The 15,992-nt window shown below is 70.6% G+C and carries 15 protein-coding genes; 14 read left to right on the forward strand and 1 reads right to left on the reverse strand.

Features of this window, described 5'->3' with window-relative positions:
• Positions 1–376: 376 nt before the first annotated feature.
• Together D456_RS23780 and D456_RS0107160 are read left to right on the forward strand one after the other, a co-directional pair.
• Positions 377–2,392, forward strand: a complete 2,016-nt coding sequence (locus tag D456_RS23780) for an ABC transporter ATP-binding protein (RefSeq protein WP_017575486.1) — start codon at positions 377–379, stop codon at positions 2,390–2,392.
• Positions 2,389–4,242 carry an ABC transporter ATP-binding protein gene (locus tag D456_RS0107160; protein ID WP_017575487.1) on the forward strand — a complete coding sequence of 618 codons (1,854 nt, stop codon included), beginning with the start codon at positions 2,389–2,391 and terminating at the stop codon, positions 4,240–4,242. Before D456_RS23780 ends, D456_RS0107160 begins: the two co-directional genes overlap by 4 nt.
• Before the next feature lie 153 nt (positions 4,243–4,395).
• Here the strand turns inward: D456_RS0107160 and D456_RS0107165 are convergent, their stop codons facing one another.
• Positions 4,396–5,391, reverse strand: a complete 996-nt coding sequence (locus D456_RS0107165; protein ID WP_017575488.1) for an SIS domain-containing protein — start codon at positions 5,389–5,391, stop codon at positions 4,396–4,398.
• A 186-nt stretch (positions 5,392–5,577) separates the two neighbouring features.
• On the opposite strand from D456_RS0107165, the gene hisI reads away from it, so the two are divergent.
• The 12 genes from hisI to D456_RS0107225 all read left to right on the forward strand — a co-directional run bounded on the left by hisI (position 5,578) and on the right by D456_RS0107225 (position 15,818).
• Positions 5,578–5,922 carry a phosphoribosyl-AMP cyclohydrolase gene (gene hisI, locus D456_RS0107170; protein WP_017575489.1) on the forward strand — a complete coding sequence of 115 codons (345 nt, stop codon included), beginning with the start codon at positions 5,578–5,580 and terminating at the stop codon, positions 5,920–5,922.
• Positions 5,919–6,644 (forward strand): Trp biosynthesis-associated membrane protein, encoded by a 726-nt coding sequence (locus D456_RS0107175; RefSeq protein WP_017575490.1) that lies wholly within the window; start codon positions 5,919–5,921, stop codon positions 6,642–6,644. The genes hisI and D456_RS0107175 overlap by 4 nt, the downstream gene beginning before the upstream one ends.
• The gene (locus D456_RS0107180) at positions 6,634–6,909 is read left to right on the forward strand and encodes an HGxxPAAW family protein (protein WP_017575491.1); all 276 of its coding nucleotides are present in this window, start codon (positions 6,634–6,636) and stop codon (positions 6,907–6,909) included. The genes D456_RS0107175 and D456_RS0107180 overlap by 11 nt, the downstream gene beginning before the upstream one ends.
• A gap of 203 nt (positions 6,910–7,112) precedes the next feature.
• On the forward strand, positions 7,113–7,616 hold the full coding sequence (locus D456_RS0107185; protein WP_017575492.1) for a DUF2752 domain-containing protein: 504 nt from the start codon (positions 7,113–7,115) through the stop codon (positions 7,614–7,616).
• 89 nt (positions 7,617–7,705) lie between these two features.
• Positions 7,706–8,110 (forward strand): CD225/dispanin family protein, encoded by a 405-nt coding sequence (locus D456_RS0107190; RefSeq protein WP_017575493.1) that lies wholly within the window; start codon positions 7,706–7,708, stop codon positions 8,108–8,110.
• A 166-nt stretch (positions 8,111–8,276) separates the two neighbouring features.
• Positions 8,277–9,083 carry an indole-3-glycerol phosphate synthase TrpC gene (gene trpC / locus D456_RS0107195; RefSeq protein WP_017575494.1) on the forward strand — a complete coding sequence of 269 codons (807 nt, stop codon included), beginning with the start codon at positions 8,277–8,279 and terminating at the stop codon, positions 9,081–9,083.
• A 299-nt stretch (positions 9,084–9,382) separates the two neighbouring features.
• A complete protein-coding gene (trpB, locus tag D456_RS0107200) occupies positions 9,383–10,600 on the forward strand; it encodes a tryptophan synthase subunit beta (protein ID WP_017575495.1) in 1,218 nt (405 codons plus the stop codon).
• Entirely contained in the window at positions 10,600–11,412 is an 813-nt protein-coding gene (gene trpA / locus D456_RS0107205; RefSeq protein WP_017575496.1) for a tryptophan synthase subunit alpha, read from the forward strand. Before trpB ends, trpA begins: the two co-directional genes overlap by 1 nt.
• Before the next feature lie 362 nt (positions 11,413–11,774).
• Positions 11,775–12,290 carry a MauE/DoxX family redox-associated membrane protein gene (locus D456_RS0107210; RefSeq protein ID WP_017575497.1) on the forward strand — a complete coding sequence of 172 codons (516 nt, stop codon included), beginning with the start codon at positions 11,775–11,777 and terminating at the stop codon, positions 12,288–12,290.
• Positions 12,291–12,336: 46 nt separating this feature from the next.
• Positions 12,337–13,314 (forward strand): DsbA family protein, encoded by a 978-nt coding sequence (locus D456_RS0107215; RefSeq protein ID WP_017575498.1) that lies wholly within the window; start codon positions 12,337–12,339, stop codon positions 13,312–13,314.
• Positions 13,315–13,368: 54 nt separating this feature from the next.
• Complete coding sequence (gene lgt, locus D456_RS0107220) at positions 13,369–14,526, forward strand: prolipoprotein diacylglyceryl transferase (RefSeq protein ID WP_017575499.1); 1,158 nt, start codon at positions 13,369–13,371, stop codon at positions 14,524–14,526.
• 98 nt (positions 14,527–14,624) lie between these two features.
• Positions 14,625–15,818 (forward strand): hypothetical protein, encoded by a 1,194-nt coding sequence (locus D456_RS0107225; protein ID WP_017575500.1) that lies wholly within the window; start codon positions 14,625–14,627, stop codon positions 15,816–15,818.
• Positions 15,819–15,992: the final 174 nt, after the last annotated feature.

Raw genomic sequence — 15,992 nt, forward strand, 5'->3', positions numbered from 1 at the left:
TCGGCACACAGCACCCCGGGACAGGGAGGAGTACCCCCGAGGGCCGCTGGCAGCGCTCTCGTACGTACCGGCACCAGCCTGCGGCGCCCACCGGAGCGCCGGCGACCGACGAGCGAGCGCCGACGCACCCCACCGCCCGGCCCCACCTGCTCGGTGGCCCTGGACCCCGCAGCAGAGGCAACTACCCGCCCGCACGTACGGAATAGGCCCGTAACGCCGGATGCTGAAACAATCCGGTAGAACCTTGTCGGTGCCGACCGACATACTCGGCACCGAAGCGCCCACTCCGTGTCCTCCCCGTACCCCGGCGAGGACACGGAGTGCGGCTGTCGGGGCCCGACCGGGCCATCTCGCCGCACGCAGGAACGGGGGGCCCATGGCCCAGGGCACGACCAGGACCCGCACCGCCCCGCAGGAGGGTGTTGCACCACCGGGGGAGAACGGCACACCCACCGCCGACCGCGCCCGCACGGACGACGGCACCCACAGGGGCGTGTTCGCCAGGGGCATGCGGGTCCTCGGTCACTCCATCCGCACCGAGCCCTGGGTCTTCGGCGTCGCCGTCTTCGGCGCCGTGCTGCACTCGGGCGTCAACGTCGGCTCGGCCTCCGTGATCGGCCACATCACCGACCACACCATTCTGCCCGCCTTCGCCGAGGGCGCCACCACCAGTGCCGCGCTCCTCGCCGCCGCGGCCCTGCTCATGGGCGTCGGCGTCGGCAAGGCCGTCGGGCTCGCCCTGCGCCGCCTGCTCGCCGGCCTCATGCAGTTCCGTATGCAGGCCCGCTACCGGCGTTCGGTCGCCCGCAAATACCTCGAACTCCCGCTGTCCTGGCACCACCGCCACCCCACCGGGCAGCTGCTCTCCAACGCAAACGCCGATGTCGAAGCCACCTGGCAGCCCCTGGCACCCCTGCCCATGACCGTGGGCAGTGTCTTCATGCTGATCATCTCCGCGGTCGCGATGATCGTCACCGACCCCGTCCTCTCCCTGGTCGCCTTCGTCGTCTTCCCCGTCCTGGCCGCCGCCAACGTCGCCTTCCAACGCCACGTCTCACCCCTGGCCTCCCGCGCCCAGGCACTGCGCGCCGAGGTCAGCGGCGTCGCCCACGAATCCTTCGACGGCGCCCTCGTAGTCAAGACCCTCGGCCGCGAGGACACCGAGACCGAACGCTTCACCGACGCCACCCACCGTCTGCGCGACGCACTCATCCGCGTCGGACGCCTGCGCTCGATGTTCGACCCCTTCATGGAGTCGTTGCCCAACCTCGGTGTGCTCGCCGTCCTGCTCCTGGGCATGTGGCGCATGAGTACCGGAGCCATCGAACCCGGCGACCTCGTCCAGATCGCGTTCCTGTTCACCCTCCTGACACAACCCATCCGCTCCTTCGGCTGGCTCCTGGGTGACCTGCCCCGCAGCGTCGTCGGCTGGGACCGCGTGCAGTCCGTGCTGCGTTCCGAGGGCACCATGGCCTACGGCGACCGCACCCTCGACGAAGGGACCGGCGGTATCGCCGTGAGCGTGCGCGACCTCGCCTTCACCTACGCCGACACCTACGCCTCCGAGCACCGCGACCTCATGGACGACGGCGCCTCCGACCCCCGCACCACCGTCCTCGACGGCTTCGACCTCGACATCGCCCCCGGGCGCACCATCGCCGTCGTCGGACCCACCGGATCGGGCAAGTCCACCCTCACCACCCTGCTCATGCGCCTGGTCGACCCCGACGACGGCACTGTCAGCTACGACGGGGTGGACGTACGCGACCTGGCCCGCGACCAGATCCCCTCCCACGCCGCCCTCGTCCCCCAAAGCACCTTCGTCTTCGAGGACACCGTCCGCGACAACGTGACCCTGGGCGCAGCCGACATCGACGACGAACAGGTGTGGGCCGCCCTGCGCCTGGCCCGCGCCGACGGGTTCATCGCCGAACTCGACGGGGGCCTGGACGCACGCCTCGGGGAGAAGGGCACCTCGCTGTCCGGCGGCCAACGCCAACGCCTCGTCCTGGCCCGCGCCGTCGTACGCCGTCCGCGCCTGCTCGTCATGGACGACGCCACCTCGGCCGTGGACCCGCAGATCGAGGCGCAGATCCTGGCCGGCCTGCGCGAGCGCGACGGCGCAGCCACCGTCGTCGTGGTCGCCTACCGCCGCGCCACCATCGAACTCGCCGACGAGGTCGTCTACATGGAGGGCGGGCGCGTACAGGCCCGCGGAACCCACAGCCGACTGCTCCACACCTCACCCGGCTACGCCCGCCTGGTCACCGCCTACGAGCGCGCCGCCGCCGAGGGGGAACTGGAGCCTGTCCCCGAGGAGCCGGGACCGGCCGAGCCCACACCCGACACCGCCCCCCGCGGCGGCCGAACCCGCGAGGAGGACGCCCGATGAGTGCACCCACCCGGCCCCGGGAGGAGACCCGCACCGCGCCTGCCGCCCAGCAGGGACCACGGGCGGACACCGGCGTCCCCGTCGGCCTCGCCCGCAGCCGCGACGGGGCCCTCGGCACCCTCAAACGCGGCATCAAGCTCTCCCCGGAGTTCACCAAGGGCCTGTGGCTCACCCTGGCCTTCGCCTCGGTCGCCACCGTCGGCAAGGTCATCGTGCCCAGCGCCCTGCAGCAGATCATCGACAACGGGCTCTCCGGCCCCGACGGCCCCGACCTGGGCTTCGTGACCCGCATGGTGGCCGTGAGCGCCGTCCTGCTCGTGATCACGATGATCTGCTCGTACCTGATGAACCTCCGGCTGTACCGGGCCACCGAGTCCGGGCTGGCCACCCTGCGCCGCAAGGCCTTCCGACACGTGCACGACCTGTCGGTACTCACACAGAACAGCGAACGCAAGGGCGCGCTGGTCTCCCGCGTCACCGCCGATGTCGACCAGATCTCCATGTTCATGCAGTGGGGCGGCCTCCTGCTGATCGTCAGCGGTGGTCAGCTGGTCATCGCCACCGCACTCATGGCCGTCTACTCCTGGCAGCTGACCATCGTCGTGTGGCTCTGTTTCCTGCCGCTGTTGTTCGGCGTGCGCTGGCTGCAGAAACTGCTCTCCAAGGCCTACCTGCAGGTCCGCGAACGCACCGGCGACATGCTCGGAGCCGTCGGGGAAGCCGTCATGGGCGCCTCCGTCATCCGCGCGCACGGCACCGAGCGCCGTACCGCACAGCGCATCGACGACAGCGTCCTGGCGACCCGCAGCGCCCAGGTGAAGGCGCAGCGGCTGTCCATGGCCGTCTCCCCCTTCGCGGAGATGGTCGCCGCACTGGGCAACACCGCTGTGGTCCTGGTCGGTGTCTGGCTCGGTATCGACGGAGGACTGACCGCCGGCCAGCTCATCGCGTTCCTGTTCCTCATGACGTTGTTCGTGCAGCCCATGATGATGGCCACCGAGATCTTCAACGAGGCCCAGAACGCCATCGCCGGGTGGCGCCGGGTGCTGGGTGTGCTCGACACCGCCCCCGACATCGCCGACCCGGGCGAGGCGGGCAAGGTACTGCCGCGCGGCCCTGTGCGCGTCGACTTCGAAGGGGTGACCTACTCCTACCCCGACGGGCCGGTCGTGCTCGACGGCATCGACGTCGAGCTGGTCCCCGGAACGCGGATCGCGGTCGTCGGCGAGACCGGTTCGGGCAAGACCACTTTCGTCAAACTCCTGGCCCGACTCATGGACCCGGCCGAGGGCACCGTGCGCCTGGACGGCGTCGACCTGAAGGAAGTGGCGTTCTCCTCGCTGCGCAGCCGTGTCGTCATGGTCCCGCAGGAGGGCTTCCTGTTCGACAGCTCCCTGGGCGACAACATCCGCTTCGCACGCCCCGAGAGCACCGACGCCGAACTCGAGGCCGCCGTCACCGAACTCGGGCTGCACGAATGGCTCGACAGCCTCGCCCACGGCCTCGACACACCCGTCGGCCAGCGGGGCGAGTCCCTGTCGGCCGGCGAACGGCAGCTCGTGGCACTCGTGCGCGCCTACATCGCCGACCCCGATCTGCTCGTCCTCGACGAGGCGACCTCCGCGGTGGACCCGCACACCGAGATGCGCATCCAGCGTGCCCTGGAGCACCTCACCAGGGGACGTACATCGGTGGCGATCGCGCACCGGCTCTCCACGGCGGAGGACGCCGACCGGGTGCTGGTGTTCGATGCCGGGAAGATCGTGCAGAACGGTTCGCACGGGGAACTCGTGGACGAACCCGGCGTCTACGCCGACCTGCACGCCTCCTGGGTGCGTTCTTCGGCCTGAGACACACGGCTCCCCCGACGGAGAGCTCCTTCCCCCCACGGGGGAGCCGTACTTCACACACCGGACCCGCCCGTCCACGGGCCACGGGGCCGAGCCACGCGCGGACGGCGGGGCAGCAGCGCACCCGGACCACCGGCCGGCCCGGACCACGGGTCAGCTGCGCCGGTGCCACCAGTGGGCCGCCAAGAGCTCTGCCACCAACGGCTCGGTGAGCAGCCTCACGTCCGGGTCGGTGTCACCCGGGTACCGCACGTTCAACGCCGCCCCGGGCAGGCGCTCGCGCCCCGGCGTGGGCCCCACCGCCACGAAGGAGCCCCGCAGCTGCAACAGGTGCTCGGAGAAACGCTCGTCGTAGGTGGAACCGGCGAACAACAACGCCCGGTGGTCCGTGACCGCGGCCAGATAGCGTTCGCTGTGGGACCACTCGCCGGTCTCGGCCCCGTACGCCCGGCGCACCGGCCCCTGGCGCAACACCCGGACCCCCTGGCCCACGGACGCCGTGCGCTCGGCGGGCGCGACCAGATGCAGCCCGTCGGGGGAGTCCAGCACCTGCGCCGCCTCGGGGAGCCACTCCTCGGCACCGCTCAGCAACGATTTCGTGGCGTTGGCCACACGGCGCAGGAGGCCGGGGAAGTTCCCGCTGCCCCCGGTCGGCGCACCCAACCGGTGCCCCAACAGCAACAGCAGCGCCAGCGCGTGCTGGTAGGCGCTGCACCCCAGGCCCGAGGTCTCCTCCTCCGCACGCAACGGGACGAGCAGGTCGGCGTAGCGCGCGATCGGCGCGTCCGTGCCCGGGGCCAGGACGATCACGGGCGAACGCGCCACGTACCGGTCCAGCACCGTGGCCAACTCACGCCGGCCCCCGCCCAGACTCACCCCCACCACCAGCGTCTCCTCACCGGCCGGCGGCTGCTCGTCGGAGGAGGAGAAGTCCGCGTGCGCGCCGATCCCCGCACGCCGCAGGCGTGCCGCGGCAGCCTCGCACGCGTGCCGGGCCGCGCCCAACCCCACCAGACGCACCTGCGCCGGCTCGTCCTCCAACAGGGCGGGCAACGCCGCATAGGGGTCCCAGCGGGGGAACTTGTCGGCGAGGCGGGTCAGGGCGGCGGGCTTGCCCGCCAGATCCGCGGACAGTGACTCTGCGGACACGGCACTCCCAGGTCGCAGCACGGGCGGTCGGACCGCGTGACCACCGGCCCCCGGGGAGGAAGCGCACGGCTGCCCTCCGAGGAGGGCCCAGCTCACGCGGACTGCTTCACGTTAGCGGGTCCCGCCCCGCGCCGAGAGCCCCGACCCGGTGACGGGGCGCGCGAGAACGCCCCTAACCTGGAGAACATGAGCGTCACCAGCCTCTCCCCGGACATCGCCGCGCTGCTCCAACGCAACGCGGACGGCCTCGTCCCCGCGATCGTGCAGCAACACGACACCGGGGAAGTGCTCATGCTCGCCTGGATGGACGACGAAGCCCTCCACCGGACCCTCACCACCGGCGCCGCCACCTACTGGTCCCGCAGCCGCCGCGAGTACTGGGTGAAAGGCGCCACGTCGGGGAACACCCAGCGCGTGGTCTCGGTTGCACTGGACTGTGACGGTGACGCACTCCTGGTCCGGGTCGACCAGACCGGTGCGGCCTGCCACACCGGTGACCACACGTGCTTCGACGCCGGGCGGCTGATGTGACTTCCTCCTCGACCGGACACGTGCGCCGCGAGTTCGGCCTGACGGCCCTCGTCATCGCCGCCGCGGCCGGGATGATGCTGGCCTCCGGCGGGCAGACCTGGGTCCGGGCCCTGCTCGAAGCACCGGGCCCCGTGCCGTCGGTGCCCGTGGAAGCCACCGGGGCCGACCTGACCGGGGTACCCAGCGGGATCGGCTGGGCCGGCCTCGCCGGGATCGCGGGCCTGTACGCCGCACGCGGCTGGGCCCGCAGGGTCATCGGCGCCGCAGTCGCCGGGGGTGGTCTCTTCGCTCTCGTGGCGGTGTGGACCAGCACCCGCACCGAGGCCCTGACCGACGCGGTCGCCACCCACGCCACCGACGTGGCCGGGACCGTGCAGCTCGTCGGTGAACCCGAGGTGCAGACGACAGGCCCGCTGGTGGCCGTCGCCGGAGCCGCGCTCCTGGCCCTGGCCGGGCTCGTCGCGTCGGTGCGTGCCCCTGCGTGGCCCGGGATGAGCAACCGGTACGATCGGGTCGCCGTACCGCGTCCGAGCCAGGCGCTCACCCAGTCGGACCTGTGGAGAACTCTGGACGCCGGAGACGATCCCACCCTTGACCCACCCGATGGCGACGGTGTGCCCGCGAAGGACGACGGCCACGCCGCCGACACCGGGAGCGACACAGCACCCGTACAGCCGGCCACCGGGCCGGAACGAACGAAGGAGGGGCCCGATGGCCGCTGAAGAACACCACGACGACCACGGGAACACCGTCTCGGCCTGGTTCCTCACCGTCACCTGGATCGTTGCCTGGACCGTGGCCGCAGTGGCCATCATCCTCGGTGGCAGCCTGACCACGTGGACCGGGATCGCCCTGGGCGCCAGTGTCCTGTTCTCCATCATCGCCGGTGTGATGAAGAAGGCCGGTCTCGGCCGCAAGGAGGCCCGCCCGGTGCCGCCCACACGTGAGGAGTGGGAAGCCGCGCGCAAGCTCGCCGCCTCCAAGTAGGACCGTTTCCGGCCGCTGACGGCCGAACGCCCCCGGGCCCCGCCCCCCCCGCTCACGGGGGAGCGGGGCCCGTTCGTGAGCGCTGGTCCCTTGGCCCGTCCCCGACAGCGTCCCTCCAGTACCTGCCGCACCCGTGGCCGACCCCTGCCACCGTTCCGACCGACGGCGTGCGAAGACCGCCGCGGCACTCCTACCCTGGACCCGTGGACCCTCGACACGAACCGGCAGCCGCAGAGCAGCCCCCCGCACGCAGGGCCGGGCCCCTGGACCGGCTCGTCTCCCGCCTCCCCCCGTGGATCTGGCCGGTCGGTGTCGGCGTGGCCGCCCTCGCCGGGGCCTTGATCCTGCACCTGTTCGACCCCTCCCAGGAGGGAAACCCCTACCCGACCTGCCCGTTCCTGTTCCTGACCGGGCTCCAGTGCCCCGGCTGCGGTACCACCCGGGCCCTGGCCCTGATCACCCACGGCGACCTGCTCGGTGCGGCCGGTATGAACCCCCTCACGGTGCTCCTGCTGCCCTTCCTGCTCCTGGTCCACGTTCGCTGGCTCATCGGCACGCTCCGTCCCGGCCGTGCCCTGCGGCCCGAACCGGACGTGCCCGTCCGGGTGATGGTCACGATCCTGGTCGGCATCGTCGTCTTCTGGGTCCTGCGCAACCTGCCGTGGTTCTCGTTCCTGGCCGCCGGGACCCCGCTGTTGCCCTCGTGAACCACGCGTGGTGAGGAACGGGAGGAACCACACAGCCGCCGTGCACGTCACACCAAGCACAACCAGCACGAAATGATCTGGGGGAACTCTTGTACCAGCCACCCGAACACCCGCAGCACAACCCCAACGCCGGACACGGATACCCGCCTCACCCGCCCCAGGTCGGCGGCTACGGTCCCCAACAGCAGTGGCCCCCGCACCAGCAGCCCCACGGGGCGGTCGGGACCCAGCCGCGCGCCTACCTCGCCTACAACATCATCGGCATCTTCGGGTGCATGTCCGTCCTCGGGATCATCGGCCTGGTCTTCTCGCTCCAGGTCAGCTCCCGGTGGGCCTACGGTGACGTCGCCGGCGCCGAACAGGCTTCCAGGACCGCCCGTATCCTCGGCATCATCAGCCTGATCGGGACCATCATCATGGGCCTGTTCGGGCTCCTGTACATCATCGGGATCGTGTTCCTCGCAACAGGCGCCGCCGGCCCCAGCGCCATCTGAGCCCCGGCAGGTCCACCCACCGTGTCGGCGGGGGCGCGGACTCCCCGGTCCGGCAAGGTCGATACGATGGCCAGCGACACGGTGCCGGCCACACCACGCGGGGAAAGCGTGCCGAACGGGCACGCCGCGCACGGCCGGATCCAACCACGAGGGAACGGGGTAATTGGTGAGCGTGCTCGACGAGATCCTCGATGGGGTACGCGCCGACATGGCGGAACGACAAGCGGCCCTGCCCTTGGACGACCTCAAGGCCCGAGCAGAGAAGACCCCTGCCCCGGTGGACGTCGAGGCCGCCCTGAGACGCCCCGGCGTCCACGTCATCGCCGAGGTCAAGCGCGCCAGCCCCTCCAAGGGGCCCCTCGCCGAGATCACCGACCCCGCCGAACTCGCCCGGGACTACGAGGCCGGGGGCGCCGGACTCATCAGCGTGCTCACCGAACAACGCCGCTTCCACGGCAGCATCGAGGACCTGGCCACCGTGCGCAGGTCTGTGGACACCCCGCTGCTGCGCAAGGACTTCGTCGTCAGCTCCTACCAGCTCTGGGAAGCCCGGGTCTTCGGTGCCTCCGCCGTCCTGCTGATCGTGGCCGCCCTGCCCCAGGAGGCCCTGGTCTCCCTGATCGAGCGCGCCCGCTCCCTCAACCTCATGCCACTGGTGGAGGTCCACGACGAGCAGGAGGTCTCCCGCGCCCTCGACGCCGGAGCCACCGTCATCGGCGTCAACGCGCGCAACCTCAAGACCCTCGACGTGGACCGCGACACCTTCTCGCGCCTGGCCCCGCTCATCCCCAGCGGTGTCGTCAGGATCGCCGAGTCCGGGATCCGCGGCCCCCATGACCTGCTCGCCTACGCCGGAGCCGGTGCCGGAGCCGTGCTCGTCGGTGAGAGCCTGGTACGCGGGCGCAACCCGAGAGAGGCCGTTGCCGACCTGGTCACAGCCGGGGCCCACCCCGCCCTGCGCGACCGGAGCTGAACCGCGTGGCACCCACACCAGCGCCCCGCACCGGCCACCCGGGCCAACGATGGCCCGGGGGCGTGTTCCGCGCGCACACCCACACGTGAACCGGCGGCGGAGACCCCGCCGCCCCCACGACGGAACACGCCCCGTACCCGGCCCACGGGGAAACACCCCCGGGGCCCTGGGCCCCGCGCCGCTCCTACGTCCATCCACCGCCACCCAGCTCAGGTGGCACCCAGCACGGTCGGTACGTGCGCGACCACGGCGCCGGACAGCCGCCGCCCACCGGCCACATCCTCAGGAGAGACCAGACCATGAGCCACGACGGACCCGTGCCCGACGAACTCGGGCACTACGGCCGCTTCGGAGGGCGCTTCGCCCCCGAATCCCTCGTCGCCGCCCTCGACGAGGTCGACACCGAATGGGACAAGGCCCGCCAGGACCCGCAGTTCAAGGCCGAACTCGACGAACTGCTGCGCGACTACACCGGCCGGCCCAGCCCGCTCAGCGAAGCCCGGAACTTCTCCGAGCACGCGGGCGGAGCACGCATCCTGCTCAAGCGTGAGGACCTCAACCACACCGGGTCGCACAAGATCAACAACGTCCTCGGCCAGGCCCTGCTCGCCAAACGCATGGGCAAACACCGCATCATCGCCGAGACCGGGGCCGGACAGCACGGCGTGGCCACCGCCACCGCCTGCGCACTCCTCGGCCTGGACTGCGTCATCTACATGGGTGAGCAGGACACCGAACGCCAGGCCCTCAACGTCGCCCGCATGCGCATGCTCGGCGCCGAGGTCGTCCCGGTCGCCATCGGCAGCCGCACCCTCAAGGACGCCATCAACGAGGCCTTCCGCGACTGGGTCACCAACGTCGACCACACCCACTACCTCTTCGGGACCGTCGCCGGGCCCCACCCCTTCCCCGAACTCGTGCGCGACCTGCACTACGTCGTCGGCGCCGAGACCCGTGAGCAGGTCCGGGAACGGGTGGGCCGCCTCCCCGACGCCGTCGCCGCGTGTGTGGGAGGCGGCTCCAACGCCATGGCGATCTTCGCCGCCTTCATCCCCGACGAGGACGTGGCCCTGTACGGGTTCGAGGCCGGGGGAGAGGGGGTCGGGACCGACCGCACCGCCGCCTCCATCACCGCCGGAAGCCCCGGCGTCTTCCACGGCGCCCGTACCTTCGTACTGCAGGACGAGTACGGCCAGACCCGGGAGAGCCACTCCATCTCCGCCGGCCTGGACTACCCGGCGGTGGGCCCCGAGCACGCCCACCTCGCCCAGACCGGACGGGCCGTCTACGAACCCGTCACCGATGCCGAGGCCATGGAGGCCTTCCGCCTGCTCTGCCGCACCGAGGGCATCATCCCCGCCATCGAGACCGCACACGCCCTCGCCGGTGCCCGCAGGATCGGCGAGCGCCTCGGCCCCGACGGCGTCGTCGTGGTGAACCTGTCCGGACGCGGCGACAAGGACGTCAACACCGCCGCAACCTACTTCGGCCTCGTCGACTCGGAGGACCACACCTGATGGGCGCCACCGCACTGCAGAACACACTGGCCCGCGCCCGCGACGAGGACCGGGCCGTGCTCATCGGTTACATGCCCGCCGGGTTCCCCGACCTGGAATCCTCCGTCAAGGTCATCGAGGCCATGGTCCGGGGCGGCTGCGACGTCATCGAGGTCGGCCTGCCCTACTCCGACCCGATGATGGACGGGCCCACCATCCAGCGGGCAGCAGGACAGGCGCTGCAGGCCGGTACCAACACCGACGACGTCTTCCGTGTCGTCGAGGCCACCGCCGCCACCGGTGCCGCTGCCCTGGTCATGTCCTACTGGAACCCCATCGAGCGCTACGGGGTGGAACGCTTCGCCACCGAGCTCGCCAAGGCCGGGGGCACGGGTGTGATCACCCCCGATCTCCTCCCGGAGGAATCGGCCCAGTGGCGCGCCGCCTCGGAAGCCACCGGCCTGGACCGTATCCACCTCGTGGCGCCCTCCTCCTCCGACCGCCGCCTGGCCCTGACCACCGAGGCCTGCAGCGGTTTCGTCTACGCCGCCTCCCTCATGGGGGTCACCGGTACCCGGGCGCAGGTCTCCAGCACCGCCGAGGAACTGGTCCGCCGCACCCGCGCCGTCACCCGGGAGTCGGAACTGCCGATCTGTGTGGGCCTGGGCATCTCCACTTCCGCGCAGGCTGCCGAGGTGGCCGCCTACGCCGACGGGGTCATCGTCGGCGCCGGGTTCTGCCAGCGCGTCCTGGACGCACCGGACCTGGAGACCGGTCTTCTGGCTGTGGAGTCCTTCGCCGAGGAGCTCGCCGCGGGCGTGCGCTCCAGGTAGCGGACCCCGGAAGGGACAGGGTCCCGCTCCGAAGGCTCCGCACGGCAGCGTGAGGACCTTCGGAGCAGGACCGGCGGTGGGGTGCTCACCCCTGCGCCGGAGGCGCCCAGACCCGGGTTAACAGCGTGAGAATCCGGTGAGATCTGCGCTCCGCCGTGTCAGGGGGCCTGCTTCCGGTGCCCTCGGGATGGTGTGATGGGGTGTGGACGGTGAAGGCACGCCCCACCCGTGCCCGGCCGGTCTCGTGGATGTGCGGCAGCATCAGTGGGCCGCACACAGTAAGCTCGAGGGTGCTCACCCTGTGTACTCGAAGGGTGCACACCGGTGCGTGAGGAACCACCCCCTGATCTCCGAGGGCCCACATGACGGACACAGTAGAGGAATCCCCCACCGATCCCGGCACCGGACGGTCGCGGTGGGAGACCGTGCAGCCCTGGCTCACCCTGGCCTGCAGGGTCGGCCTCGCCGCGGTCATGATCACCGCCGCGGTCACCAAGTACCCGCCGGCGCTCGGTGTCGAGGCGGTCGAGGCCTACGAGCTCTTCCCACCCGAGATCGCCGAACTCATCGGTTACACCCTTCCGCTGTTCGAACTCGCCCTTGCCCTACTGCTCCTGATGGGCCTGGCCACCCGCTACACCGGGCTGGTCAGTGCCCTGCTCATGGTCGCCTTCATCGCGGGGATCCTCTCCGCGATGGCCCGAGGGCTGAGCATCGACTGCGGCTGTTTCGGCGGCGGGGGACAGATCGACCCGGCAGAGACCACTTACGGCCTCTCCATCGCACGCGACCTCGGCTTCATGGCCCTGGGCGCGTTCATCGCGATCTGGCCCCGCTCACCGCTTGCCCTCGACCGCGCCCTCGGGCTCTTCCGATGATCCGCGCGGCACACCGAGTCCAGTAGAAGAATCAGAGGAAGAACACATGGGCAGTGAAGCGCGCAAGCGCGCCCGCGAACGCATCAAGGAGCAGCGGGAGAAGGAGAAGAAGGCAGCCAAACGCAACCGGACCCTGCTCGTGGTCGGTGCGGCTGCCGCCGTCGTCCTCCTCGTCGTCGGTATCGGGTACGTCATCCTCAGCTCCGACCGCGGTGACGGCTACGAGGGCGAGATCGCCCAGCAGACCCTGCAGTCCGACGGCAGCGTCGTCATGGCCCAGGAGGGCGCCGAGGCCCCCGTCGTGCAGGTCTACGCCGACTACCAGTGCCCGGCCTGCCGCCAGTTCGAGAACCTCAACGGCGACACCCTCAAGGAGAAGGCCGCCCAGGGCGAGGCGATCGTGCAGTTCCACCCCGTCAGCATCTTCGCCCAGCAGCCCGTACCCACCAGCAGCAACTCCCTGCGCGGCGCCGTCGCGGCCCGCACCGCCGCCGACCACGACGTCTTCGTCGAGTACAACGACATCCTGTTCGCGAACCAGCCCAACCAGCAGGAGGAGGGTTTCGCCCCCTCCGAACTCCAGGAATGGTTCGACGGGCTCGACACCACCGAGGAACAGCAGGCCGACTTCGCCGAACGCCTCGAGCAGGAGGAACCGGTCATCACCGAGTTCACCGAGGAGTACGTGCCTGCCCTCATGTCGGCCGCCGAGCAGGAGGTCGGCCAGGACAACCTCAGAACCATGGTCCTGACCGACCTGATCGCCTGGGGGGAGGAGAACGGACACGATTCCTCCTTCCTCGAGGGGACCTACACTGGCGAGATCATCGACGCCACCGGAGCGGCCTACACTCGCTACAGCGGTGAGAACGCCTTCAGCGGTACCCCCTCCGTCTACATCAACGGCGAGATCCTCGACAACAACGCCACGATGACGGTCCGCGGCCTCTCCGACGCCATCGACTCCGCCGGTCCCGGCGAGGTCGAGAGCGAGCCCGCCGACGACGGGGGTGGCGCGGAGTAGAGATCCCAGCCCAGACCCCGCACGCGGGGCGAACGTGAGAGCAGAGCAGTGACATTGCCGTCGACAGCTTCCGAGGGCGCGGCCGAGCACGGCCGCGCCCTCGCGGCCATTCCCAGCCCCGAGGTCAACTCCATCCCCCTCGGCCTCCTCGAAATCCACTTCTACGCCTTGTGCATCCTCGTCGGTGTCGTCGTCGCGGTCTTCTGGAGTGAGCGCCGCTGGGCCGCCATGGGCGGGGAGAAGGGCACCATCATGGACATGGCCGTGTGGGCCGTGCTCCTGGGTCTGGTGGGCGGCCGCCTCTACCACGTCATCAGCGACTACCAGCTCTATTTCGTGGACGGCCAGGAACCCGTCCGGGCGCTCTTCATCTGGGAGGGCGGACTCGGTATCTGGGGCGCCGTCCCCATGGGCGCACTCGGCGTGTGGCTCGTTGCGCGCAAGCGCGGGTTGTCGATGTCCAAACTGGCCTTCGCCATCGCACCCACCATCCCCCTCGCCCAGGCCATCGGCCGCTGGGGCAACTACTTCAACCAGGAACTCTTCGGCGCGCCCACCGACGTGCCCTGGGCCCTGGAGATCACCCCTCTGCAGAACGGGGCCCTGCGCCCGGGGATGATCGAGGGCGTCAGCACCTACCACCCCACCTTCCTCTACGAGTCCTTGTGGTGCCTGGGGCTGGCAGTCCTGCTCGCCTACCTGGGACGCCGCTTCGAGAGCCGGCTGCAGGGCGGACGCCTGTTCGCCCTCTACATCGCGGGCTACTGCGCGGGCCGCTTCTGGATCGAGGCCCTGCGTGTGGACCCGGCCAACGACATCCTCGGTTTCCGCCTCAACAACTGGGTGTCCCTGCTGGTGCTGGCGGGTGCCCTGGCCTACTTCTTCTGGGCGGGCCGCCGGCTCGAGCGCTTCTCCAGCGCCGTCGTTCCCGGACAGGACGAGGGGACCCAGGTGTTCGGCGCCACAGACCCGGGTGAGACGCACGACGAAGGCACCGTCTACAGCGCCCTCGACAGCGAAGAGGAGGAGGGCGACAGTACCGTCTACAGCGCCACGGACCTCAGCGACCTCCCCGACCAGGGGGACGGTTCCCGAGGGGCCGGCCGCGGGGGGACGGAATATCACCCCAGCCCTGAACGATCCAGTAGCGAGGGCTCGACCGAGGACGACGCCGACGAGACGGGAACGGACTCCGGGGCGAGGCCCGACTGATGCACAGGCCCCACGCGCGGGGACGGCCGCACCGGCGGCCCCCGCGCCCCGCCTGTGTCGTTTCCGATCACACCCTTGGTTGACGATTGAGATGGACCGTGAGCAGATCTGAGTCCCGGTTCGGTCGCAAAGGCCGGCGCGGAGGATCCCGTCGCGGCCAGGCCGCCGAGCCCGTCCACACCGACGAGTACGGCCACGACGAGGACTACGCCGACGAGTACGACTACGACCCGGAGGAGGACTTCTCCGCAGAGTACGGTCACACCCACACTCGTTCGGAGGGCCCCGGTCAGGCAGGCTACGACGACGGCTACGACGACGGCTACGAGGACGAGTACGGCTACGAGGACGAGTACGGCGCGGAGCAGGCCTCTGCACAGGGGCGCGGCCGTGGACGCAGGGGAAGGCGCGCCGACAGGAACCCGGGGAAGGTCTCTGCCTTCTCCGCCAACGCCCTCAAGCGTGTCTCGGTCCTGGGCGACCGGCCCAACCAGATCGTGTACACCCTGGCCGAACAGAGCAGACGCAAGCGCGGGACTGCCGTGCTCGCCGTGCTCCTCACCGCGTTCGGACTGGCGCTGGTCCTACTCCTGGGGCTGCTGACCTACCAGTTCATCAGCAACGACGGTGGGCAGACCGCCGATACCGAGACCAGTATCGTCGAGCCCCCCGAGGGGCACACGACCCTCACCCCGGAGCTCTACCTGTCCGAACCCAATCGTGAGGAGACCTTCGGCGCGATCGACGAGCGCGAGGCCGATGCCGAACCGATGACGGAGGAGTCCGTCTTCGGCGGCGCCGAAGAGCTCGAGCTCGACGATATCTCGCTGCAGGCACAGGAGACCGGGGTCAACGACTCCTGCACCTCCATGGTCTGGGGCGGAGACCTCGCCCAGAGCCTGCTCGACGCCGAGTGCGCCAACGCGGCCTCGGCGCTCTACACCGACAGCGACCAGGAGTACGTCGCACAGGTCACCCTCTTCGACGTGGCCGACAGCAACGGCGCCGAAGAGGTCGCGGCCGCGCTGGACCCGACCAACACCGACACCGAGGCCGGCTTCGTCCTGCCGCAGACCGGCGAGGACATCGCCGGGTTGAACGAGGGCTACAGCCAAGCCACCACCCAGGTCATGGGCCACTACGTGGCGGTGTTCTGGACCGCGCGCCAGGACGCCGAGGACCCGGGGGACAACTCGGACCTGGCGACCGTGAACGTGGCTTCCATGAACTCGGTGCAGTTCATCTACGACGAGGTCGTACGCAACGGCGGCGGCAGTCCGGAGGAGGAGTAGGGGCTTCCTCCTTCCCGCCCGCCCGGCAGGCCCCCGGGGAGCGCACCGCTTCCCGGGGGCCTGCGCATGTCGGAGTGCGGACACCGACGGGCCGGGATTGTCCGGGGGCCTCCGGGGCCCCGATAGGATCACGGTCGGATCGACCCGCCCGCGAGGGTCGTCCGAGGCCGGGGC

The sequence above is a fragment of the Nocardiopsis kunsanensis DSM 44524 genome, from assembly GCF_000340965.1.
Classification (GTDB): Bacteria; Actinomycetota; Actinomycetes; order Streptosporangiales; family Streptosporangiaceae; genus Nocardiopsis; species Nocardiopsis kunsanensis.

Bases quoted from the DNA above. Each gene is read 5' to 3' on its own strand.
- D456_RS0107210 (WP_017575497.1), top strand. From the start codon at position 11,775: ATGACGGACACAGTAGAGGAATCCCCCACCGATCCCGGCACCGGACGG.
- trpB (WP_017575495.1), top strand. From the start codon at position 9,383: ATGAGCCACGACGGACCCGTGCCCGACGAACTCGGGCACTACGGCCGC.
- D456_RS0107215 (WP_017575498.1), top strand. From the start codon at position 12,337: ATGGGCAGTGAAGCGCGCAAGCGCGCCCGCGAACGCATCAAGGAGCAG.
- D456_RS0107180 (WP_017575491.1), top strand. From the start codon at position 6,634: ATGGCCGCTGAAGAACACCACGACGACCACGGGAACACCGTCTCGGCC.
- hisI (WP_017575489.1), top strand. From the start codon at position 5,578: ATGAGCGTCACCAGCCTCTCCCCGGACATCGCCGCGCTGCTCCAACGC.
- trpA (WP_017575496.1), top strand. From the start codon at position 10,600: ATGGGCGCCACCGCACTGCAGAACACACTGGCCCGCGCCCGCGACGAG.
- D456_RS0107160 (WP_017575487.1), top strand. From the start codon at position 2,389: ATGAGTGCACCCACCCGGCCCCGGGAGGAGACCCGCACCGCGCCTGCC.
- D456_RS23780 (WP_017575486.1), top strand. From the start codon at position 377: ATGGCCCAGGGCACGACCAGGACCCGCACCGCCCCGCAGGAGGGTGTT.